Raw genomic sequence first — 22,264 nt, forward strand, 5'->3', positions numbered from 1 at the left:
TGATATAGATGTCTAAAATCAGAGCAGGACGGGTTGGCGAACAGATCAAAAAAGAGCTGAGCCAGCTTATCCAGGGCGGACTGAAAGACCCGCGTGTAGGGTTTGTTACCGTAACCGGCGTAGACGTGACGAACGATCTGTCGCAGGCCAAAGTGTACCTGAGCGTGTTCGGTGATGCGGAGCAGCAGAATGCCTCGCTCAAAGCGATTGAGAAAGCTAACGGCTTTCTCCGCTCTGAGCTTGGTAAGGCTATCCGCCTGCGCCATACGCCGGAGCTGATCTTCAAGTTCGACGAATCCGTAGCTTACGGAAGTCATATTGAGAAGCTGCTGGGTGAAATTAAGCACGAAGAAAGCTAGGAATCATAAAGGAGACGGCGAATGCAGAGCTATGAACAAAGTCTCCGGCAGACCCGTGAGTTTCTGCTGGAACACGACGATTATCTTGTAGTGTCGCATGTTCAGCCGGACGGAGATGCAGTCAGCTCCACCCTTGCGGTGGGCTGGCTTCTCTCATGTCTGGGCAAAAAATATACTATGCTGAATGAAGGTCCGATCCCGAAGCGGATGGAATATTTATGGCATGCCGGTGAAATCGTGAACCTGGCGGAAGGTGAACTGCCCCGTCAGTACAGCAATATCATTTGCGTCGACTGTGCAGATTTTCAGCGTGTGGGACTCACCCAGCGCCATTTCTCCAGCGATGCGGTTATCGTGAATATTGATCATCATCCAACCAATAACGGTTACGGATTCATAACGCTGATTAAGCCGGATGCTGCTGCGACTGCAGAAATTTTGTTCGACCTGCTGAAGACGTTTCAGGTGGAATGGGACCTTGATATTGCTACAGCAATCTATACCGGACTTCTGACGGATACCGGCGGCTTCCGTTATACTAATACTTCACCTAAGGTGATGGCGGCGGTTTCGGAGCTTCTGGCGATGGGAGTCAACGGTCCGGAGCTGGCTGAGAATCTGCTGGAGGAAATGACGCTGGCTCAGGTGAAGGTGCTGAACCGTGCACTGGATACCCTGCAGCTATCCCCCGAAGGGGATATCGCCTGGCTGCATGTTACTCCTCAGGATATGATGGATTGCGGAGCGGCGAATGAAGATCTGGAAGGCATTGTGAATTATCCCCGTAATATCCGCGGTGTAGAGGTAGGCATCCTGTTTAAAGTTATCAATGAGCATGCGGTCAAAGCAAGCCTGCGCTCAGCCGGCAAGGTTGACGTAGCTGCACTGGCCCAGGTATTCGGCGGAGGCGGACATACCCGGGCAGCCGGGGCGCGTATCGACGGTACACTGGATGAAGCGGTAGCTCTGGTGCTTCAGGAGGTCAGACGCCATCTATGAGTGAGCTTACGGGTGTGTTGGCAGTCTTTAAGCCTGCCGGTTTTACATCGCATGACGTAGTCGCCAAGGCCCGGCGCATTCTTGGCATGAAGCGGATTGGGCACACCGGAACACTTGATCCTCAAGTGACCGGGGTGCTGCCTTTGTGTCTTGGACGGGCTACACGGGTCGTGGAATACATACAGGAGCTTCCTAAGGAGTATGTAGCCACACTGCGCCTGGGGCTGTCGAGTGATACCGAGGATATGACAGGGACGATCACAGAATCAGTGGATGAGGTCAAGGTGACAGAAGCTGAAGTGCTCACTGTGCTGAATACATTCAAGGGCGTTATCTCACAGGTGCCGCCAATGTACTCAGCCGTTAAAGTTGACGGCAAGCGTCTCTATGAGCTGGCCAGAGAAGGGAAAACGGTTGAGCGCAAGAGCCGCGAAGTGGAAATCTATGAGATCGAAATGACGGGTATGGTCTGGAATGGCAATTATCCTGATATTACTTTCCGCGTGCTCTGCTCCAAAGGAACCTATATCCGTACACTGTGTGTGGATATAGGGCGTGCGCTTGGGCTTCCGGGTGTCATGGTAGAGCTTACCCGGACAATGTCCGCAGGAATTTCTGCCAGCCATTGCCTGACCCTTGAACAGATTGCTGAGCACAAGGAAGCCGGGACACTGGATCATCATCTGATTGCAGCAGATGAAGCTATTTCTCATCTCTCCCGTCATACGGTGAGCGAGGAGAAGAAGAAGGCTGCCCTGCAGGGACAGCGTCTTTCAGTCCGATATGTTGCTCCAACCGTAACGGACAGCGGAGATTTCCGGCTGTACGACACTGCAGGTGAGTTCCTCGGCATATACAAGCTGGACGATACGGGTGCTATTGCACCGGTTAAAGTGTTCGCCCAGCGCTAATTATTAATTTTATCTGTGAATTGTAGGTGAGAAACAGCGTGAGAACCGTAACCTTAAGCTATCCAATACCGCCGGAGACTGCAGCTTTATGGGCACAGCCTCAAGTAGCCGCCCTGGGACAGTTCGACGGACTGCACCGCGGACATGCCAGCGTCATTACATCCGCTGTTGCTCTGGCCCGGAGGCAAGGCGTGCCGGCTGCAGTAATGACCTTTCATCCTCATCCCAAGGATGTTATGGGCAAAGGCGATTATGATGGATATTTGACCCCGCCGAAGGACAAGCAGGAGATCCTGACAGGTTTGGGCGTCGATATTTTGTATATAATAGAATTTAATGAGCAGCTTTCCAGGGTCAGCCCGCAGGATTTCGTATCAGTGATGCTTTTGCCGCTGCAGATTGTAACCGCCGTGGTCGGATTTGACTTCCGCTTCGGATATCTGGGTGAAGGCGATGCGGATATGCTGCGCGAACTGGGACAGGGAATAATGAGCGTAGAGACAGTGCCTCCATTCCTGCTTGAAGGGGAGAAGGTAAGCAGCTCTGGGATCCGCAGAAGTCTGCACAGCGGTGATCTTACCCTGGCGAACAGCTGGTTCGGGCGTTGTTATCATCTGCGCGGGATTGTCGGTCATGGCGAGAAGCGCGGACGCACCATTGGATTTCCGACAGCCAATCTTCAGCTTGAAGACCATTATGTGATCCCTGCCAAGGGAGTCTACGCCGTAAAGGTCTTTTATAATGAGGAGATTCTGTACGGAGTCATGAATGTCGGCGTTAAGCCCACTTTTCATGACGGGATGTCGGCACCGAGCTTTGAAGTGCATTTGTTTGATTTCGCTTCCGACATCTATGGACAGGAGCTGAAGGTTGAGCTTCAGGCCTTCATCCGTCCAGAACGGAAGTTTGAGTCCATCGATGCCCTGATTTCGCAGATAGCGAAGGATGCCGGAACGGCCAAAGAGCTGTTGGGATATTCTTCATAAACTTCTGCCGGACATGCGTTTACTTTTGTCTGCGAAGATGCTATACTGATTAACGTTGCTGGAATGACAGCATCATAACCTTAGCTTGGTTGCACGTTCTCACCGACGGTGACGAGGCTAATGGCGATTATAATGAAGGAGGTGAACAGGATGGCATTGACTCAAGAACGTAAACACCAATTGATTGACGAGCACAAAACTCACGAATCCGATACTGGATCCCCTGAGGTGCAAGTTGCTATCCTTACGGAGAACATCGTTAATTTGACTGACCACCTGCGTACGCACAAGAAGGATCATCATTCCCGTCGCGGACTGCTGAAGATGGTTGGACAACGTCGTAAACTGCTGGCGTATTTGAAGAACAAAGACATCAGACGTTACAGCGCCCTGATCGAAAGACTGGGATTGCGTCGCTAATTTCCATAAGAGTACCCTTAAAGCAGCCTGGTTGTATACCGTATGTCCTTCTTACGATCGACAGCGGGACAGCCGGGTTGCTTTTTGAAAATTTACGGAGATTTTTCCAGCTTTCAAAAGGATATAATGATCAAAAACGGCTGCTTTACCTTCTATAGGAGGACAAGCCGTTTTTGCTTGTAGAATGAATACAGAAATATTACCAATTAAGGAGGGATTTTATGGAACAACGTGTAGAAATGCAGCTTGGCGGAAGACGCCTTGTGCTGGAAACCGGGCGTCTGGCCAAACAGGCAAATGCCGCAGTTATGGTCCGCTACGGAGATACCGCAGTATTATGTACGGTTACTGCCTCCAGTGAGCCTAAAGATCTGGATTTTTTCCCGCTTACCGTGAACTATGAAGAAAGACTATACGCAGTAGGTAAAATTCCGGGCGGATTTATCAAACGTGAAGGCAGACCGAGCGAAAAAGCGATTTTGTCCAGCCGTCTGACTGACCGACCGATCCGCCCTCTGTTCCCTGAAGGATTCCGTAATGATGTTCAAGTATTGAACATGGTTATGAGTGTGGATCAGAACTGCGCACCTGACATTGCTGCAATGATTGGTACCTCTGCTGCCCTGAGTATTTCCGATGTGCCGTTTGACGGACCGATCGGCGGAGTAGCGGTTGGCCGAATCAATGGCGAATTCATCATTAACCCTGATCTCGCCCAGCAGGAAGCCAGTGACATCTATGTTGTGGTTGCCGGAACCAAGGATGCCATTATGATGGTTGAAGCGGAAGCTAACGAAGTGCCGGAAGACGTGATGCTTGAAGCCATTATGTTCGGGCATGAAGAAATCCGCAAGATTGTAGCTGTGATTGAGGAGCTTGTTGCTGTAGCCGGTAAAGAAAAGATGGCTGTAAAGCTTCATGCGGTTAACGCAGACGTGAATACTGAGGTTCGTGCTTTTGCCGGAGACCGTCTGGTTGAGGCTGTTAAGATTGCTGAGAAGCATGCGCGCCAGGATGCTATCGATCTGGTCAATAGCGAGACAGTGGAGTATTTCGTTGAGAAATACATAGAGACACCAGAGCTGTTGAAGGATGTAAAAGAAGTGCTGCATGACATCGTCAAGGATGAAGTGCGCCGCCTGATCACGCATGATAAAGTGCGTCCTGATGGCCGTAAGCTGGATGAAATCCGTCCGATTGAATGTGATACGGCACTGCTGCCGCGCACACACGGTTCCGGGCTCTTTACCCGCGGACAGACACAGATCCTCAGCGTATGTACACTTGGTGCGCTTGGTGATGTGCAGATTCTTGACGGAATCGATCCAACTGAAACCAAACGCTTCATGCATCATTACAACTTCCCGCCGTTCAGCGTAGGGGAAGCACGTCCGCTGAGAGCGCCGGGCCGCCGCGAAATCGGTCACGGGGCACTGGGTGAACGCGCCCTGTCGAAGGTTATCCCTAGTGAAACAGAATTCCCGTACACCATTCGTCTGGTATCGGAAGCTATTGAATCTAACGGTTCGACTTCCCAGGCAAGCATCTGTGCCAGTATTCTGGCAATGATGGATGCGGGTGTACCGATCAAGGCTCCTGTGGCCGGCGTAGCTATGGGTCTGATTAAAGACGGAGAGCATGTCTCCATCCTGACAGACATCCAGGGTATGGAAGATCACCTCGGAGATATGGACTTTAAGGTAGCAGGAACTGCAGAAGGCGTAACGGCAATCCAGATGGATATCAAGATTGCCGGCATTGACCGCAAGATCCTGAAGGAAGCGTTGGAGCAAGCCAGAGAAGGACGGCTGTTCATCCTCGGCAAAATGATGGAAGCTATCTCTGCACCAAGACCTAGCCTGTCCCAATATGCGCCTAAGATCATCATCATTAACATCAATCCGGACAAAATCCGTGATGTTATCGGTGCCGGCGGCAAGATCATCAACAAGATCATTGAAGAAACCGGCGTGAAGATCGACATCGAGCAGGACGGACGCGTATTCATCGGTTCTTCCGACGAAGCGATGATCCAGAAGGCCCGCGGTATCATCGAAGGCATCGTGAAGGAAGTCCAGGTCGGTGAGATATATGTCGGTACGGTTCGCCGCATTGAGAAGTTCGGCGCATTCGTTGAGCTGATTCCAGGCAAAGACGGTCTGGTTCACATCTCCCAGCTGTCGACTGAGCGTGTAGCCAAGGTTGAAGATGTTGTTGCCATCGGGGATACCATTACCGTAAAAGTAACTGAAATCGACCAGCAGGGCCGTGTCAATCTGTCCCGCAAGGCTGTATTGACTGCAGAGAGCGGAGCGAAGGCGTAAGCCTGAATGACGTTCTAAAATAGATAGGAAGAAGAGGCAGAAGCTTTTGCATTCTGGCTCTTTTTTGTTGTGTTAGCATCATATTCTGCTGATCTTTCTCATAGGCTGGGACAAAGGGTCCTGTGCATGCTATACCTGTTGTGCGGGACGGTGAAGACCGTATGTAGCCGGGGAGGACTTAAGCATGAAGACGGACAAGGCGGCGCTTGTGCTGGCCTGTATGGCTGTTGTAATCGGAATAGGCAGTACCAGCGGACCGGTAAAGGAGATGCTGGCACAGCTAAAGCCGCAGGATGCCTTGGCGGTTAAGGCTGGCCTGGCCGCAGAACATAGCAGTAAGGATCTGCGGGCCCGGGTGGAGCAAAAAGCTGCAGAGCTGAACATGCCGCCGGTGGATGCCGTTGTAGACCGGGTGTGGAAGGCAATTCCGGGTTATAACGGTCTCGAAGTAGATGTGGAAGCAACTTACCGGAGCTCTCTACAGCAGGTTCCGGGGGAAGGGCTGAAACTGGTCTACCGCCAGACGAAGCCTAAGATATCTTTAAACGATTTGGGAGCCAGCCCGATCTATCGGGGCAATCCGGCCAAGCCTATGGTAGCCTTCATGATTAATGTAGCCTGGGGGAATGAGTACATTAAGCCGATGCTGGATATTCTGGATGAAGAGCAGGTGAAGGTGACCTTTTTTCTGGATGGAAGCTGGCTGAGCAAGAACAGGGAGCTTGCCGCAGAAATGCTGAAGCGCGGGCATGAAATGGAGAACCATGCATACACGCATCCGAATATGAGTACCTTGAGCCGGGCAAGGGCAACTGCCGAAATACAGAAGACGCAGCTGCTGTTAAAAGAAAGCCTGGGGGTCACCAATCAGTGGTTTGCCCCGCCTTCAGGGGATTTCGATCAGGAGACAGTGGAGATTGCTGCTGCGCTTGGGTTGAGGACGGTGCTATGGACGCTGGATACGGTAGACTGGCGCAATCCTTCGCCTGAATCCGTTGTAGCCAAAATCAGTGCCAAAGCAGAGCCGGGGACACTGGTTCTGATGCATCCTACAGCTTCCGCCTCAAAAGCGTTAAGAGGGATGATCCGGGCGGTTAAGGCGAAGGGACTGAGGCTCGGAACTGTCAGCCAGACATTATCGCCGGAAAGGATTATGCCCGATGATGTTGAGTGAGCCGTTATTTTCTGGTAGGATTAAACTCGCTTGATAAATAGGCAGTACAGACACAGGGCTATGCCAGGAGGACGCAGAATTGGAGAAAATCATACTATCAAACGGCCTGCGGGTGGTTACAGAAAAGATTGCTACCGGCCGTTCCGTTTCCTTTGGAATCTGGGTCAGAACCGGTTCCCGTAATGAGAATCCGTTGAACAACGGGATCTCCCACTTCATCGAACATATGCTGTTTAAGGGCACCGACCGCTTCAGCGCCAAGGATATTGCGGAGGAGTTCGATGCGATCGGCGGCAACGTGAATGCCTTTACCTCGAAGGAATACACATGCTATTATGCAAAAGTGCTTGATGAGCATCTGCCGATTGCGGTGGATGTACTTTCTGATATGTTTTTCCGCTCGAAGATTGACGCTGAAGAGCTGGCTAAGGAAAAGAACGTCATTCTTGAAGAAATCGCCATGTGCGAGGATACACCGGATGATCTGGTGCATGATCTGATGTGTGCTGCCGCTTACGGTGAGCATCCGCTCGCCTATTCGATCCTTGGCCTCAAGGAACGGCTGCAGGAGATGACCCCGGATGACCTGCGCGCATATATGAAAGAGCAGTATACGATTGAAAATACCGTGATCAGTGTGGCCGGTAATTTCGACGAGGGTCTCGTGGAGCTGCTGGAGCGCCATTTCGGCGGCTTTGACAATCACGGCCAGGCTCCGGAGCTGACAGCGCCTGATTACCAGGGCAGCCTGCTGTTTCACCGCAAAAAGACAGAGCAGAACCACATTTGTATCTCGCTGCCGGGCGTTCGGAGCGGCGGGCCGCTGCAGTATCCGATGGTGCTGCTGAACAATGCAGTCGGAGGCGGTATGAGCTCGCGCCTGTTCCAGGAGATCCGCGAGAAGCGCGGGCTGGCTTACTCGGTCTACTCGTATCACAGCTCCCAGGCGGACAGCGGCCTGTTCACCGTGTATGCGGGAACTGCACCCAAGCAGACCAAGGAAGTGACCGAGCTGGTCAAAGAGATGATGCAGGAGCTGGCTGTGAAGGGCATCACTGAGGATGAGCTGAGAAAAGGTAAGGAACAGCTCAAGGGCAGCCTGATTCTCAGCCTGGAGAGCACCAGCAGCCGGATGAACCGGATCGGCAAAAACGAGCTGATGCTGGGCAGGCATGATACACTTGATGATATGATTGACAAAATCAGCAAGGTTACGATGGACGATGTAAACCTGCTGCTGGACCATATGTTTGCTGAACCGCTCGCACTGGCGATGGTCGGCTCAACAGATAAAGCGATTGCCAATGTTAGGAGAGATGATCTTGTCTTATCACGTTCAAATTAACAAGCTTCCGGGAAATGAAGATGTACAGCTGCCGCGCAAAATGTCGGAGCAGGCTTCAGGCTTTGACCTGCATGCCTCTGTAGCTGAGCCTGTAGTGCTTGCTCCCGGAGAGCGCGCACTGATCCCGACAGGGATTGCCATAGCTATGCCGGACGGGCTGGAGGCGCAGATCCGCCCGCGCAGCGGGCTTGCTTTTAAGCACGGCATAACCTGCCTTAACACACCGGGAACGATTGATGCCGACTACCGCGGCGAGATCAAGGTGCTGCTGATCAACCTGGGCCAGGAGCCGTTTGCAATTGCGCGCAATGAGCGGATCGCCCAGATGGTGTTCCAGGCTGTTCCGGCAGTAACACTGGTCGAGGTAGAAGAGCTGACCGAGACACAGCGCGGCGCCGGCGGCTTCGGCCACACCGGGAAGTAAGGATTTATTGCATATTTAAAAGCTTGCAGACAAACCGCCTTTTAGCGGCGCTGTCTGCAAGCTTTTTTTTGTTACAAGGCTTTTATTTGCGGCTACTGTTCATTTCAAGTCTGCACGCACAACTTCGCGAAGCTTCTCCAGCTGGGCATCCCGGCGTTCAAGGATATCTGTGGCTGTAGTGTAGGCTTCAATATCAGGCTGTACGGAATCCGCAGGGTCGCGCTCCGGTGCGGGACGTGTGAACTGCTTAAAAGAGCTCTGGAAACGGATGCCGGAGGCAGGGAGCTGGAAGGTAAGAACATCCCCGTACGATGAAGGCTGGTTGCCCGTTGCTTCACCGATAATTTGGCCCAGGCCGTTATCCTGGACAATGACAGCGAACATGTTGGCAGAGCTGAAGGTATGGGCAGAAGTCAGCAGGTAGAGCTTTCCTCTAAAAGGATATAGCGTCTTCATTAAGATATGGTTTAAAGAGGGTTCACTTACCACATAACCGCTGTTCTGCTCCGCTCCGCGGATGTTCTGAAGCTGTTGAGAATACCGCATCAGACTCCCGTATCCATAATAGGACTTCACGTTTGTGTAGGACAGAAATTCCTCGATAACGGACGAGTCACCGCCTCCGTTACTCCGCAGATCCACTGCCACATGTTGAATACCCCGCGCCTTAACCTCATCAAAGAACTGTTTTACCGTGACCAGATACTTCCGTGTATTCTCACATGTGTTCAACTGAAAAATGCCTAACGACAGCTCGTCCTCGAAGGAATAGGAGAAGGGGACTTCGCCCTTTGGATAGTGGCTGTACTCCTTCTGTAGAGGTTTATCTGTCAGTATTAATGTTTCAGTAATACTGCCGCCCCCCCGAGTTACGGTTATTTCAACCCGATCATCTGCAGCCAGTCCCAGATGACGAAGCATAAATTCCACCCTCAGCAGGACAGTTCCCTGTACTCTGACCCACTGGTTATTCTCAGCCGGAATAATCTTGGCCAGCTCCTGTTCCAGATCACCGATGCTACGACGGCTGATAGCAGTAACGATATCCCCGGTGTGAAGCTTTCCACGGTCTTGCGTTACAATCAGCCCCTCACGGCTCCAGAAAAGGGGAAGGTTGAGCAGTTTCTGGTTCTGCAGCTCCCAGTACATATTCGTGTGCCCGTCTTGGAGCAGTGAGGTGATCGTGTTGACGATGAAGTAAAACCCTTCCTCTGTCCGTGCCGTTTGAATCATGTCGTAAGCTTCGCTGATTACCTGCTGCTGTCCGCTGCTCCAGCCGTTTATCAGAGCAGGATGAACCTGAACCAGCGTTTCTGTCAGGAAGTCCAGATCCTGCTTCATCTGCTCCGGATTAACAAGCTTTTCCGGGGCATCTGAGGCCGGAGCGCCCTGGCTTTGGGCTGATGGGATTCCATCGGGCGCCGGACTGGCATGGACTGATGCTGCGGGAGGCGTCCCGGCGGCTTGACCGCTTCTATCCCCGGAATCTGCAGATTTAATATAGAGTGCGGCAGCTGCCACTGCGGCTGCTGATACCAGCAGCAGAGCAGCCAGCTTCCATTTCGGCTTCATTATATAAATACTCCTTTTCCATTTTTAACTAACTATAGAATGATTACGGGCAATTTTCTGTGATTTATGTGGACCGCCCAGTAATTATGCTCCGCTCTTCACCCATCCGCAGGACCCGGCATAAGATGCTTTATAGTCGATAGTGTATGTGGAAAGGAGCGTCATCCCTATGCTTACTGGCATCAGGATCGTGTTCCTGGGCGGGGACGCGAGACAGCTTGAAGTTATTCGAAAATGTGTGGAAATGGATGCTGCGGTAAGCGCCGCCGGGTTCGAGAAATGGGATGCCCCTAGCCCGGGGGTTAACCTGGAACTAATGTCGCCGGAGCTGCTTGGCCGTGCCGATGTGCTGGTGCTGCCAACGGTAGGGTGTGACGAAGAAGGGAACATCAATGCATTGTTCTCTGACGGTCGCCTGCAGCTGCTTGATGAGCACGCTGCGGCCCTGCCGCCGGGCTGCACAGTATATACGGGTATCGCCAAAAGCTACCTGCGAAGCCTGTGTGCAAGGCATAAGCTGAAGCTTGTTGAGCTGCTTAACCGTGATGATGTAGCGATTTATAATTCAATTCCGACAGCAGAAGGCGCCCTGGTCATGGCTATTCAGAATACGGATTTTACCATCCATGGCTCTACCTCGATGGTGCTGGGGATGGGGCGTACCGGTTTTACTATGGCAAGGGCGCTGCAGGGCCTGGGTTCCACAGTGAAGGTGGGCGTGCGGAAGCAGGAGCATTTTGCCCGGGCGGAGGAGATGGGCTGGAAGCCGTTTATGACCGGAGAGCTGCTGCAGCAGGTGAGCGATACAGAGCTTATATTTAATACAATACCCAGCATGATTATTACGGCACAGATTCTTACCCGGGTTCCCAAGCAATGCGTCATTATCGATCTGGCCTCGGCTCCCGGCGGCTGTGACTTCCGGTATGCGGAGAAGCGCGGCATCAAGGCGATGCTTGCCCCCGGGCTGCCCGGGATTGTCGCCCCGAAAAGTGCCGGGATGATTATGGGCAATGCGCTGGTGCAGTCGATCTCGGAGGAGATTCTAAACAAGGGGGACCTATAAATGGATTGGCACGGAAAAACAGTAGGTTATGCGATTACCGGCTCACACTGCACCTTTGCTGAGGTGATGCCGCAAATTCAGCGGTTTATGGACGGGGGCGCAAATGTGGTGCCGATTGTATCCTCCTCTGTGCTGAATACGGATACCCGGTTCGGCACATCGGAAAATTGGCTAAAACAGTTGAAAGATATAACGGGGAATGATATCATTTCTACAATTGTTGATGCGGAACCGCTGGGTCCATCCAAGCTGCTCGATGTGCTGACAATAGCTCCCTGCACAGGTAATACGACGAGTAAGCTGGCTAATGCCATGACTGACAGTCCCGTCCTGATGGCTGCCAAATCGCAGATGCGTAACGGCCGTCCGCTTGTGCTGGCCATCTCAACTAACGACGGGCTGGGCCTTAATGCAGCGAATATTGCGAAGCTTCTGGTTGCCAAACATATTTATTTTGTGCCGTTCGGCCAGGATAACCCTGAGGGCAAGCCGAATTCGCTGGTAGCACGCATGGAACTGATTCCAGAAGCCTGCTACGCCGCTTTGCAGGGCAAACAGCTGCAGCCGATGATTATCGAACGGTTTCATTCAGCATAGCTTGGAGGTCTGCATGGAGCAGGCTTATCATAGGTTCTACTTTTGCCGTCCTCAGTTTGAGGGCGGTTCAACACTTTTTAAGCTTGTTTAGAGAAGTTATGGAGGAATTATACAATGGGTATTTTAGTGCAAAAATTCGGAGGCACTTCACTTTCGACACCGGCGGCAAGAGAGCATGTTATCCGTCATGTCAGACGGGAGCTGGCAAGCGGATTCAGTCTTGTGGTGGTGGTTTCTGCAATGGGCCGCAAGGGTGAGCCTTATGCTACCGATACGCTGCTGGACTGGGCAGTTCAGAACGGCAACGCGCTGCCTGACCGTGAAAAGGATCTGCTGATGTGCTGCGGTGAGATTATCTCGGCAACCACACTTTGCGGACTGCTGGAAGAGCAGGGCATCCGTTCTACTGTGTTAACAGGAGCCCAGGCGGGCTTTTTGACAGACAGCAATTACGGAAATGCACGAATTCTTGATGTGCGCACCGAACGGATTCTACGCGAGCTCCGCGAGCATAAAGTAGTAATAGTAACCGGGTTCCAGGGTCAAACCGAAGCCGGTGATTTCACGACTCTTGGCAGAGGCGGCAGTGACACCTCGGCAACCGCGCTGGGTGCAGCGCTCCGAGCAGATATGGTCGACATTTACACTGATGTTGACGGGATTCTGACCGCTGATCCGCGGATTGTCGAGGATGCGAAGCCGCTGACTTATGTCAGCTATACGGAAATCTGCAATATGGCTTACCAGGGGGCGAAGGTCATTCATCCGCGCGCCGTGGAGATTGCTATGCAGGCTAATATTCCGGTGCGTGTGCGCTCGACCTTCTCTGAATTAGAAGGGACACTTGTTACCCATCCTGAAGGGTTTAATGATGTCTCTAACGGTATTGTTGACCGGTTTGTTACGGGTATTGCTTATGTAAGCAATATCACGCAGATTTCCGTGGAATGCCCGGACGGGAACGGTACAGGCGTTCAGCTGCAGATTTTCAAAAGCATGGCTGATAACGGCATCAGTGTCGATTTTATCAATGTAACGCCTACAGAGGCGCTGTATACCGTAAATGACGACAAATCAGAGCGGGCTATAGCTGCGCTTCAGGAGCTGGGGCTGCGGCCGAAGAGCTTATCCGGCTGTGCCAAGGTGTCGGTTATCGGCGGCGGAATTAACGGTGTACCGGGGATTATGGCCCGGATCGTTGAGGCGCTCAGCTCGCAGAACATTCAGATTCTGCAATCGGCGGATTCGAATACAACCATCTGGGTCCTAGTGAAAAAGGAAGATATGGTACAGTCGCTGCGTGCGCTGCATACCAAGTTTGAATTGCACCGCTGACAAGGAGGAATTCAAAGTGGATTTCGGTAGACTGATCACTGCGATGGTAACCCCCTTTGACGGGGATGGAGAAATCAGCTGGGAGGCTACTTCCCGGTTAGTTGATTATTTGATCGAAGAACAGAAGTCCGAAGCGCTGGTTGTCTGCGGAACTACGGGAGAATCGCCTACTCTAACCGATGAGGAGAAGCTGCGGCTGTTTTCTTTTGTCCGGGACAGGGCAGGCGGGCGCTGCAAAATTATCGCCGGAACCGGCACCAACAGCACCAGACACTCTATACATCTTACCAGGGAAGCCGAAAAAATCGGCGTAGACGGTGTTCTGCTGGTTGTTCCCTATTACAACAAACCTAACCAGGAAGGGCTGTTTCAGCATTTTTCGGCAATTGCCGGCAGCACCTCCTTACCCTGCATTCTGTATAATGTTCCAGGGCGTACAGGCGTCAGCATGAGTGCAGCAACGACACTGCGGCTGGCGGAGATTCCTAATATTGTCGCCACTAAAGAATGCGCCTCCGTAGATCAGATAACGCTGATTGCTTCAGCCTGTCCTAAGGATTTTCATGTCTACACAGGCGATGATTCGGCCGGCCTTGCCACGCTGGCTGTAGGCGGGCACGGGATCATCAGTGTGGCGGGCCATATTATCGGCTCGCAGATGTCTGAGATGATTCAGGCTTACCTGGCAGGCAATGTAAAGCGGGCAGGAGAGCTTCACCGTCAGCTGTTCCCCGTATTCAAGGGACTGTTCGAGTGTCCGCAGCCGCTGCCGAATCCGGCCGCTGTCAAATACGCGCTTTCACTGCGCGGAATAGACGTCGGCTCTGTCCGGCTCCCGCTGGTCGGACCGGATGAAGCCGAGGCCGCTTTTATCGAAGCACTGCTGAATTAGCCCATATCTGTATTCCAAAGCGTCTGCCAAAAACCGGTATCCCGTTAAAGGAGCCGGTTTTTTGCTGCAGTCCGGTATATTTTATCAGCTGTCTGCATAAACATTTCCGCAAATAATGCCCCGATTCTAAGGATAGAATAACGTTACATAGTGGATGACTTGTCTTTTGCCAAAAAAATCATGTATAATGTTCTTAAGTGACTGGGTGCGGTTAATTAAATATGCGGTAATCTTCCGTCAATGTTTTGTTACATTGTGATGCAGGATAGGTCCTAGTATAAGTCTGTGCTATTGCTGCCTAATTTTCGCGCGAGGGGCGCGGCAGTGAAGTTTGACGGGTTTTGTCCCTTTCAAGAACTGCTCTCTGCCTGGAATCCGGGATTTTTCGCACTGCGCAATTTTTCAGACTTAAATATAAGGAATATCGCTGTAGTTGTGGAAGCTATCGGAAATTATTTGAACAATGTGTTCAGTGCCGCTGAAATAACGAAGCTTAAATATTTGCAAATAAAAAGTATGACGTCCAACATCATAGGAGGGTTAGATTCATTTGTCGAAAAAAAACAACAACAATGATAAGCTGCTAATATTCGCACTAGGCGGAGTCGGAGAAATCGGAAAAAACATGTATGTAGTCCAATACGGAAATGACATCGTAGTCGTGGATGCGGGACTTAAGTTCCCAGAAGAGGATATGCTCGGTATTGATATCGTTATTCCTGATATTTCGTACTTGACGGAGAACCGTGATAAGGTACGAGGAATTGTCCTTACCCACGGTCACGAAGATCACATCGGCGGATTGTCCTATGTGCTCAAGAATTTGAATGTTCCGGTATACGGAACAAGACTTACCCTTGGTCTTGTTGATAACAAGCTCAAGGAAGCGAACCTGCTTGGCGAAACCAAGCGTATTCTGATTAATGAGGATTCTGTCATCGACCTGGGAACTTCCCTGCAGGTGACGTTCTTCAGAACAAACCACAGTATTCCGGATTCCGTTGGCGTATGCATTGAGACACCGGAAGGTAATGTTGTGCATACAGGCGACTTCAAATTTGACCATACACCAGTCAATGGCCAATATGCGAACCTGCACCGGATGGCGGAAATCGGACAGAAGGGTGTACTTGCCCTTATGTCAGACAGTACCAATGCCGAGAAGCCGGGCTTTACCCCTTCGGAGAAAAACGTCGGCATCGTGCTGGAGGATATTTTCCGTAAGGCTGACCAGCGCGTAGTTGTGGCGACTTTCGCCTCTAACGTACACCGTATCCAGCAGGTAGTGAACGCCGCAGAATCGACAGGCCGCAAGATCACTGTTATCGGACGCAGCATGGTGAATGTGGTTGCTATTGCTTCCGAGCTGGGTTACCTGCATGTACCGGACGGTATGCTGATTGAGCCTGAGGAAATGAACCGGATGGCAGCGAACCGCGTTGTTGTGCTCTGCACAGGCAGCCAGGGCGAGCCGATGTCTGCACTTACACGCATGGCACGCTCCAGCCACCGCAAGGTGGATATCCTGCCGGGAGATACCGTTATCATTGCGGCAACTCCGGTTCCGGGTAACGAGAAATATGTCGGCCGTACCATTGATGAGCTGTTCCGTCTCGGTGCCAACGTAATCTACAGCGGCTCGAACTCCGGTGTTCACGTATCCGGTCACGGCAGCCAGGAAGAGCTTAAGCTGATGCTGAACCTCATGAAGCCGAAATACTTCATTCCGATCCACGGTGAATTCCGTATGCAGCGCAGACATGCGCTTCTGGCAGAATCAGTGGGCGTGGAGCCAAGCAATATCTTTATCACTGAAATCGGTGAAGTGATTGAAATTCAAAGCGGCGGAGCCCGCAGAGCCGGTAAGGTTACTGCAGGAAACGTTCTGATTGACGGTCTGGGTGTCGGCGATGTGGGTAACATCGTACTCCGCGACCGTAAGCTGCTGTCCCAGGATGGTATCCTGGTAGTGGTTGTTACTCTGAGTAAGCAGAATGGAGCGATTGTCTCCGGGCCGGATATTATTTCCCGCGGCTTTGTATATGTCCGTGAGTCCGAAGGACTTCTGGACGAAGCCAACCGCATCGTAGCCAGCACTCTGCAGCGCCTGATGAGCGAGAAGGTCAACGAATGGGCTTCCCTCAAGACAAGCGTAAAAGATTCGCTCGGCCGTTTCCTGTACGAACAGACACGCCGCAGACCGATGATTCTGCCGATCATTATGGAAGTTTAAGAAGACAGTTACTTTTGTTTAAATAAGCAGGGCCTATAGGGCCCCTTCTCCCCCCCGGAAATATTGGACGGTTTCCGGGGACGAAGGGGTCTTTGTTTTTTTTAACACAATGGGACAACATTTCCTCCGTTCAATCGTTATACTGCCAGGGAGGTGCATAATGGGGGCTAAGCTGAAGGAACAGCTGCTGGGGTCCAAGATGGCCGAGATCCGCAGATATTTGATCCGTCTGGGCGCAGCGCCTGAGGATGCAGAGGATATCGTGCAGGATACAGTCTGCAAAGCACTGCAGTATATCAGCGGAATTGAAGAGCGCAATTTCAGCGCCTGGCTCTATAAGGTTGCAATTAACCGCTATTATGATTTGTGCCGCAGACATAAACGGTTTCAGTTCACCATGGAGGCAGAGGAGCAGGCGGCGCCTGACAGGGAGCAGCCGGAGTCACAGTTATTGCAGCGTGAGCAGAAGGAACGGATCGAGGAGACGCTGAACCGGCTGGTTCCGGCGAACCGTCAGCTGATCCTGCTCAAATATGAAATGGGCTTTACGTATAAAGAAATTGCAGCGCTGCTGGGGATCAATGAAGGAACGGTTAAGGCATCTCTATACCGGGCCAGACAACAATTTCAACAATTTTACGGAGGTGAGGCACATTGACTGCCCCATGGAACGAAGAAGAGGACAAACAGCTGTCACAGGTGCTCAAAAAGGCTAAACGAAAAAGCACGGTACGCAGTATTATCATTTCACTGGCAGTAGTGCTGGTGACGTTAACGGCTATCTTTTTTGGTGCGGCCCAAATTGTCAACCACAGGTCAGGCGAGACGCTTCAGAGTGAGTGGATGTACAGAATGATCAGCAGCCCTAACGAATATGAATCGGGATATAAAGATACGAGGGGATTTCTTTCCGGTGTACTGGAAACGAACACCTATAAAATTATCGAAGGCGTTCCAATTCCCTGGGAGCAAGAGTGGACTAACTACAATGAATGGTGGTTTCCATTTGCTACAGGCGCGTATGGCGGTTCATCACCTCTGACAGTCAGCAATTCGGAGCTGGAGCAGGCCGGATATGATTATGGCAGGCAGTATAACCCGTACAATGGCCAGCGAGAGATGCTTTATTATATTCCACAGGTAGATTATAACGGGAAGATATTTAATGACCTTCCTCAGCTAAGTGAAATGGAACCGGAGAAGCTTGCGGAAATGTCGCTGTCTTTTGATAAGCCGCATACCTTTGCTGAAGTACAGGAGATGCTGCCTGCAGGTGTAAGGCCGGTCTGGTATTGGGTTGATACGTACGGGGAGCGGGAAGGCTTCCAGTTCGAACCCCATGAAGACGGGGATGGCGGAATCTCTGCCCCTCTGCCAATGTCGGGCTATGGGGTATACGGCTTTGGAATCCGTCCCGATTACGAGAAAGTAACACCTGAAGATTTTGTAGACTCTGTTCAAAACGGGTTGTCGCGCAAAGACCGGTATTACGATGAATATAAGCAGATCAGTTTGAATTTAAAAAAAGATAAAGCCGCGCCGGATGCAGACGATGTCCGTATTCTGGGTGTGGTCGTTACAGGTACGGCATCCGGGCTTACCGTTCTCCAAGATCAGAGTTACATCCGTGGGGCGGTGCTGGGGGCAGTTGTAGACAAATACTAAATTTAAAAGGCTGTTTTTGCATAAGCGGCTCACCGTAAATGTCATACTAAGCACAGTTAGTACGGCTGCAGTGTCAATAAGCTGCAAGCGGAAAGGGTGAGCTGCAAGTGGAGATGAAGCAGGGTCCAGAAACTGAGAATAACGGTGAAATCCAGCCGGAGGAGGTAAAACCCGCCGCTGCTGATGCCGCTCCGCCTGCTGTAGGCATTATTAAAGAGCTGGGCCAGACGGCGGTACCGAGTGCGGAGCCGGATATCTTCTGTATGACCATTATCGGACAGATCGAAGGGCATTTCGTGCTTCCGCCGCACAACAAAACAACAAAATATGAGCATATTATTCCGCAGCTGGTTGCAGCGGAGCAGAACAAGAATATTAAAGGCCTTCTGATCATTCTCAACACGGTAGGTGGTGATGTTGAAGCAGGACTGGCTATTGCCGAGATGATTGCCTCCCTGTCCAAGCCGACAGTAACGGTCGTTATCGGCGGGGGACACAGCATCGGTGTGCCGATTGCAGTCGCGTCAACCTATTCCATTATTGCCGAGAGCGCAACGATGACGATCCACCCGATCCGGATGAACGGTCTGGTTATCGGCGTGCCGCAGACCTTTGAGTATATGGAACGGATGCAGGAGCGGATGGTCCGTTTCGTTACCTCCCATTCCCGGATCAGTGAACAGCAATTTAAGGATCTGATGTTTAAGACCGGTGAGCTTAACCGTGACATCGGCACCGCTGTCGGCGGCTTCGATGCCGTTAAATTCGGACTGATGGATGAGGTTGGCGGAATCGGTGCCGCGCTGGCCCATCTCAACCGGATGATTGCCGGTACAGCTATACCGGCTGTATCAGGCGGGCTGATGCAGGGGGGGCTGACACAATGACCTTTTATACAGTGGTGCCGCTTGAGCAAATGTTTGAGGGAGCTTACAGCTCCGGACAGCAGGCAGAAGAGGTAATGATTAGCGGAATGCTGATGCAGGTTGAGCCGCTGGAAGGCAGACAGGCACGGATTATCCGGCTGCTGCAGTGTCCGCTGGACAAGTATCTTAACCCGGCATTCGCTCCCGGTGCAGTTATTGATTACGATAAATAATTTAATGTCATGAAGTTGCATTTTTTTACAGAACAGAACATAGGTACGCCACGCCATTATATGGTATAATGTTGCCGGGGGTGGCTGGCGTGGCTAAACGGAGAAAAAGAAAGTCAAAGAAAAAAGCGACAATCGGCAGCGTTCTTAAATATGAAATTTACGGAATTATGCTTATTACCATTTCGGTAATTGCCCTGTCCGGCGAAGCTGCTGTAGGGCGTTCCCTGTCCAGTATGGCCGGATATCTGCTGGGCAGATTTTATTTTGTTCTGCCGGTTGTCGGCATTATTTACGGCCTGATGGTAATGATACACAGAAAGTGGCCGTCCGGCTGGAACAGCCGTTATACGGGGGCTGTTTTACTGGTAGTGTCTTTATGTCTAATGAGTTCAATATCGGCCATGCAGCAGAAGCTGGGACCTGTAAACATGCTGCATCCCGGCAATGTGATGGCACAAATACATAATGATCTTTCCGGTGCGCTTAAGCCCGGTACAAATGACAGCAGTGTCTATCTGCTGGGCAAGGATATTAGCGGAGGATATGTGGGGGCGCTGGTATTCTCAGCCCTGTTGTGGCTGTTTGGTACATTGGGAGCCAAGCTGATTATGATCGTCATGCTTGCAATCAGCTTTATGCTGGTTACTAATCTCTCCTATGTGGAGCTCTTCTCGCTGCTGCGGTTACGGTCGGTGAAGCTTATTGAGAACCTCCGGCAGCGTGCGGCCAACCGCCCGGCTGCGGTTCCGGTAACCCCGCGCCAAGCCAGAGCGGACAGAGCCGCAGCGGCAGCGCCTCCGGATATTGAGGAGGAAGAGGAAGAAGAGGACGAGCCTTCCCTGCCGCAAAGAAGCAGGCCTCTGTTTATCAGCCGGATCGGCAACTGGATCAGCGGTGCCTCTAAATCTCCGCCTGATGAAGGTCCAGACCAGGGCTTGCAGACAAATGGAGCGCCGGCAGGCTCTGCCTCCCAGGTTCTTCCGGTTATTTCCGGGCTGGAGGCCGACAATGCACGTGGTGCATCTGAACATTCGTCATCTGAAAATGCAGATGAAGATCAGGGGCCTGTAACACCGATCATACGGGATTTCTTTGAACATATACGTTCAGAAGGGTTAAGTGAGGAAGAGCGGGAGGAGTGGAGCGGTTTTTCACCGGCTGCACGCAGTGCAGGAACACGCGGTCCGGCTGCTCCAGACAGTCCTGCAGCTGCCCGGCCGGCCGGTGCAGCGGACGTGCCTGATGAGGATGTTACAGTGGAGCTTGACGGGCTTTTAGGTACAGCTGAGGGCGGAGAGCCTGTTCCGGCTCCGCCGCTTCCACCGCCACCTAAGCCCTATAAGCTTCCCCCGTTCCGGCTGCTATCTAAGCCGAACGGGGGCGGCAAGGCGGGAGACCAGAACGATTACATGCAGACTGCACGTAAGCTGGAGGCAACACTGGAGAGCTTCGGTGTCCGGGCCAAAGTGCTTGAGGTGGTACGCGGACCTGCCGTAACCCGCTATGAAATTCAGCCCGATATAGGCGTTAAGGTCAGCCGGATCGTTAATCTGACCGATGACATCGCCTTGGCGCTGGCAGCCAAGGATATCCGGATGGAAGCTCCGATTCCCGGCAAATCAGCAATAGGGATCGAAGTTCCGAACCCTGAAGTTTCCGTTGTGACGATGCGTGAGGTAATGGAGACCCAGATTTTCCAGGATGCTGAATCGCGGCTGTCGATAGCATTCGGGCGTGACATTTCCGGACAGACCATCATCGGTAATCTGGCTAAGATGCCCCATCTGCTTGTGGCTGGCGCGACGGGATCAGGAAAGTCTGTATGTATTAACGGTATCATCACCAGTATTTTATACAAAGCCAAGCCAGACGAGGTCAAGTTCCTGATGGTCGATCCTAAGATGGTGGAGCTCAATGTATATAACGGGATTCCCCACCTGCTTGCTCCGGTAGTTACAGATCCGAAACGGGCCAGCTTAGCCCTTAAGAAGATTGTAGTGGAGATGGAGAAGCGTTATGAGCTGTTCTCCAAATCGGGAACGCGGAATGTAGAAGGGTACAATAATCTGATGAAAGATAATCCGGCTGCTATTCTTCCTTATATTGTAGTTATTGTGGACGAGCTTGCCGACTTGATGATGGTCGCTGCGAATGATGTAGAGGATGCGATCTGCCGGCTGGCGCAAATGGCTCGTGCAGCGGGTATCCATCTGATTATCGCCACCCAGCGGCCTTCCGTTGACGTAATCACCGGTCTGATCAAGGCGAATATCCCTTCCCGGATCGCTTTCGGTGTATCCTCGAATGTGGATTCCCGGACCATTCTGGATATGCCCGGTGCAGAGAAGCTGCTCGGACGGGGAGACATGCTATTCCTCCCGATGGGGGCTTCCAAGCCGGTCCGCGTCCAGGGTGCCTTCATGAGTGATCAGGAGGTTGAGACAATCGTCCAGTTCGTAAGCAGCCAGGGTGAAGCCGAGTATGATGAGACGCTTGTACCAGAGGTGGATGATATGGTTACCGAAGACCAGGAGCCGCAGGATGAGCTGTATGAACAGGCTGTACAGATTGTACTAGAAGCGAAGCAGGCCTCCGTTTCATTGCTTCAGCGGCGGATGCGGGTAGGCTACACCCGTGCTGCCAGGCTAATTGATGCTATGGAAGCCCGGTCGGTTATCGGCCCTTACGAGGGCAGCAAGCCGCGTGAAGTACTGATGTCACTAGAGCAGTACCAGCAGAACCGGATCAGCTCCTAGATCCTAGACAGGCTTTTTGAGCGTAATGACAAGGGCACTCTTTCCTTACCAGAAGAGTGCTTTTTTGCTGTGATTGTTAGCAGCTCATTCTGTCCATGCATAGGATG

General features: G+C 51.9%; 21 protein-coding genes. 20 read left to right on the top strand and 1 reads right to left on the bottom strand.

The window, feature by feature from the left end; all coding sequences use genetic code 11:
* Positions 1 to 8: 8 nt before the first annotated feature.
* From rbfA to dut, 9 genes are all read left to right on the top strand, one after another.
* Positions 9 to 359, top strand: a complete 351-nt coding sequence (rbfA, locus tag BN3772_RS10155) for a 30S ribosome-binding factor RbfA (RefSeq protein ID WP_042177490.1) — start codon at positions 9 to 11, stop codon at positions 357 to 359.
* 21 nt (positions 360 to 380) lie between these two features.
* Positions 381 to 1,358, top strand: coding sequence for a DHH family phosphoesterase (locus BN3772_RS10160; RefSeq protein WP_042199210.1), 978 nt, complete (start codon positions 381 to 383; stop codon positions 1,356 to 1,358).
* Positions 1,355 to 2,269: a tRNA pseudouridine(55) synthase TruB gene (gene truB / locus BN3772_RS10165; RefSeq protein WP_042199212.1), complete on the top strand. Its 915-nt coding sequence runs from the start codon at positions 1,355 to 1,357 to the stop codon at positions 2,267 to 2,269. Before BN3772_RS10160 ends, truB begins: the two co-directional genes overlap by 4 nt.
* Before the next feature lie 38 nt (positions 2,270 to 2,307).
* A complete protein-coding gene (locus BN3772_RS10170) occupies positions 2,308 to 3,255 on the top strand; it encodes a bifunctional riboflavin kinase/FAD synthetase (RefSeq protein ID WP_042199213.1) in 948 nt (315 codons plus the stop codon).
* 150 nt (positions 3,256 to 3,405) lie between these two features.
* Positions 3,406 to 3,675: a 30S ribosomal protein S15 gene (gene rpsO / locus BN3772_RS10175; RefSeq protein ID WP_036656390.1), complete on the top strand. Its 270-nt coding sequence runs from the start codon at positions 3,406 to 3,408 to the stop codon at positions 3,673 to 3,675.
* Positions 3,676 to 3,896: 221 nt separating this feature from the next.
* Positions 3,897 to 5,999, top strand: coding sequence for a polyribonucleotide nucleotidyltransferase (gene pnp, locus BN3772_RS10180; RefSeq protein ID WP_042199214.1), 2,103 nt, complete (start codon positions 3,897 to 3,899; stop codon positions 5,997 to 5,999).
* 184 nt (positions 6,000 to 6,183) lie between these two features.
* Positions 6,184 to 7,173, top strand: coding sequence for a polysaccharide deacetylase family protein (locus BN3772_RS10185; protein ID WP_042199215.1), 990 nt, complete (start codon positions 6,184 to 6,186; stop codon positions 7,171 to 7,173).
* A gap of 79 nt (positions 7,174 to 7,252) precedes the next feature.
* A complete protein-coding gene (locus BN3772_RS10190) occupies positions 7,253 to 8,518 on the top strand; it encodes a M16 family metallopeptidase (RefSeq protein ID WP_042199216.1) in 1,266 nt (421 codons plus the stop codon).
* Complete coding sequence (dut, locus tag BN3772_RS10195) at positions 8,490 to 8,942, top strand: dUTP diphosphatase (protein ID WP_042199217.1); 453 nt, start codon at positions 8,490 to 8,492, stop codon at positions 8,940 to 8,942. The genes BN3772_RS10190 and dut overlap by 29 nt, the downstream gene beginning before the upstream one ends.
* Positions 8,943 to 9,041: 99 nt before the next feature.
* On the opposite strand, the gene BN3772_RS10200 is transcribed toward dut, so the two are convergent.
* Positions 9,042 to 10,514 carry a S41 family peptidase gene (locus BN3772_RS10200; RefSeq protein ID WP_042199219.1) on the bottom strand — a complete coding sequence of 491 codons (1,473 nt, stop codon included), beginning with the start codon at positions 10,512 to 10,514 and terminating at the stop codon, positions 9,042 to 9,044.
* Positions 10,515 to 10,683: 169 nt separating this feature from the next.
* Between BN3772_RS10200 and dpsA the strand changes: the two genes are divergently transcribed.
* The 11 genes from dpsA to BN3772_RS10255 all read left to right on the top strand — a co-directional run bounded on the left by dpsA (position 10,684) and on the right by BN3772_RS10255 (position 22,157).
* Positions 10,684 to 11,580, top strand: a complete 897-nt coding sequence (gene dpsA / locus BN3772_RS10205; protein ID WP_042199220.1) for a dipicolinate synthase subunit DpsA — start codon at positions 10,684 to 10,686, stop codon at positions 11,578 to 11,580.
* On the top strand, positions 11,581 to 12,177 hold the full coding sequence (locus tag BN3772_RS10210; RefSeq protein WP_042177480.1) for a dipicolinate synthase subunit B: 597 nt from the start codon (positions 11,581 to 11,583) through the stop codon (positions 12,175 to 12,177). It begins immediately after the preceding gene.
* A 114-nt stretch (positions 12,178 to 12,291) separates the two neighbouring features.
* Positions 12,292 to 13,512 carry an aspartate kinase gene (dapG, locus tag BN3772_RS10215; protein ID WP_042177479.1) on the top strand — a complete coding sequence of 407 codons (1,221 nt, stop codon included), beginning with the start codon at positions 12,292 to 12,294 and terminating at the stop codon, positions 13,510 to 13,512.
* A gap of 16 nt (positions 13,513 to 13,528) precedes the next feature.
* Complete coding sequence (gene dapA, locus BN3772_RS10220) at positions 13,529 to 14,404, top strand: 4-hydroxy-tetrahydrodipicolinate synthase (RefSeq protein ID WP_042199221.1); 876 nt, start codon at positions 13,529 to 13,531, stop codon at positions 14,402 to 14,404.
* Between the two features lie 324 nt (positions 14,405 to 14,728).
* Entirely contained in the window at positions 14,729 to 14,980 is a 252-nt protein-coding gene (locus tag BN3772_RS10225) for a hypothetical protein (protein WP_042199223.1), read from the top strand.
* Complete coding sequence (locus BN3772_RS10230) at positions 14,955 to 16,637, top strand: ribonuclease J (protein ID WP_042199225.1); 1,683 nt, start codon at positions 14,955 to 14,957, stop codon at positions 16,635 to 16,637. Before BN3772_RS10225 ends, BN3772_RS10230 begins: the two co-directional genes overlap by 26 nt.
* A 160-nt stretch (positions 16,638 to 16,797) precedes the next feature.
* The gene (locus tag BN3772_RS10235; RefSeq protein ID WP_042199226.1) at positions 16,798 to 17,295 is read left to right on the top strand and encodes an RNA polymerase sigma factor; all 498 of its coding nucleotides are present in this window, start codon (positions 16,798 to 16,800) and stop codon (positions 17,293 to 17,295) included.
* On the top strand, positions 17,292 to 18,302 hold the full coding sequence (locus BN3772_RS10240) for an anti sigma factor C-terminal domain-containing protein (RefSeq protein ID WP_042199227.1): 1,011 nt from the start codon (positions 17,292 to 17,294) through the stop codon (positions 18,300 to 18,302). Before BN3772_RS10235 ends, BN3772_RS10240 begins: the two co-directional genes overlap by 4 nt.
* 113 nt (positions 18,303 to 18,415) lie before the next feature.
* Positions 18,416 to 19,189, top strand: coding sequence for a ClpP family protease (locus tag BN3772_RS10245; RefSeq protein WP_086074506.1), 774 nt, complete (start codon positions 18,416 to 18,418; stop codon positions 19,187 to 19,189).
* Positions 19,186 to 19,401 carry a YlzJ-like family protein gene (locus BN3772_RS10250; protein WP_042199228.1) on the top strand — a complete coding sequence of 72 codons (216 nt, stop codon included), beginning with the start codon at positions 19,186 to 19,188 and terminating at the stop codon, positions 19,399 to 19,401. The genes BN3772_RS10245 and BN3772_RS10250 overlap by 4 nt, the downstream gene beginning before the upstream one ends.
* 89 nt (positions 19,402 to 19,490) lie before the next feature.
* A complete protein-coding gene (locus BN3772_RS10255) occupies positions 19,491 to 22,157 on the top strand; it encodes an FtsK/SpoIIIE family DNA translocase (RefSeq protein ID WP_425280431.1) in 2,667 nt (888 codons plus the stop codon).
* The last annotated feature ends 107 nt before the right edge of the window (positions 22,158 to 22,264 follow it).

It is taken from the genome of Paenibacillus camerounensis, from assembly GCF_000723885.1.
Taxonomy (GTDB): domain Bacteria; phylum Bacillota; class Bacilli; order Paenibacillales; family Paenibacillaceae; genus Paenibacillus_AQ; species Paenibacillus_AQ camerounensis.

Bases quoted from the DNA above. Each gene is read 5' to 3' on its own strand.
- rbfA (WP_042177490.1), top strand. From the start codon at position 9: ATGTCTAAAATCAGAGCAGGACGGGTTGGCGAACAGATCAAAAAAGAG.
- BN3772_RS10160 (WP_042199210.1), top strand. From the start codon at position 381: ATGCAGAGCTATGAACAAAGTCTCCGGCAGACCCGTGAGTTTCTGCTG.
- truB (WP_042199212.1), top strand. From the start codon at position 1,355: ATGAGTGAGCTTACGGGTGTGTTGGCAGTCTTTAAGCCTGCCGGTTTT.
- rpsO (WP_036656390.1), top strand. From the start codon at position 3,406: ATGGCATTGACTCAAGAACGTAAACACCAATTGATTGACGAGCACAAA.
- pnp (WP_042199214.1), top strand. From the start codon at position 3,897: ATGGAACAACGTGTAGAAATGCAGCTTGGCGGAAGACGCCTTGTGCTG.
- BN3772_RS10185 (WP_042199215.1), top strand. From the start codon at position 6,184: ATGAAGACGGACAAGGCGGCGCTTGTGCTGGCCTGTATGGCTGTTGTA.
- dut (WP_042199217.1), top strand. From the start codon at position 8,490: ATGATCTTGTCTTATCACGTTCAAATTAACAAGCTTCCGGGAAATGAA.
- BN3772_RS10200 (WP_042199219.1), bottom strand. From the start codon at position 10,514: ATGAAGCCGAAATGGAAGCTGGCTGCTCTGCTGCTGGTATCAGCAGCC.
- dpsA (WP_042199220.1), top strand. From the start codon at position 10,684: ATGCTTACTGGCATCAGGATCGTGTTCCTGGGCGGGGACGCGAGACAG.
- BN3772_RS10210 (WP_042177480.1), top strand. From the start codon at position 11,581: ATGGATTGGCACGGAAAAACAGTAGGTTATGCGATTACCGGCTCACAC.
- dapG (WP_042177479.1), top strand. From the start codon at position 12,292: ATGGGTATTTTAGTGCAAAAATTCGGAGGCACTTCACTTTCGACACCG.
- BN3772_RS10235 (WP_042199226.1), top strand. From the start codon at position 16,798: ATGGGGGCTAAGCTGAAGGAACAGCTGCTGGGGTCCAAGATGGCCGAG.
- BN3772_RS10245 (WP_086074506.1), top strand. From the start codon at position 18,416: ATGAAGCAGGGTCCAGAAACTGAGAATAACGGTGAAATCCAGCCGGAG.
- BN3772_RS10250 (WP_042199228.1), top strand. From the start codon at position 19,186: ATGACCTTTTATACAGTGGTGCCGCTTGAGCAAATGTTTGAGGGAGCT.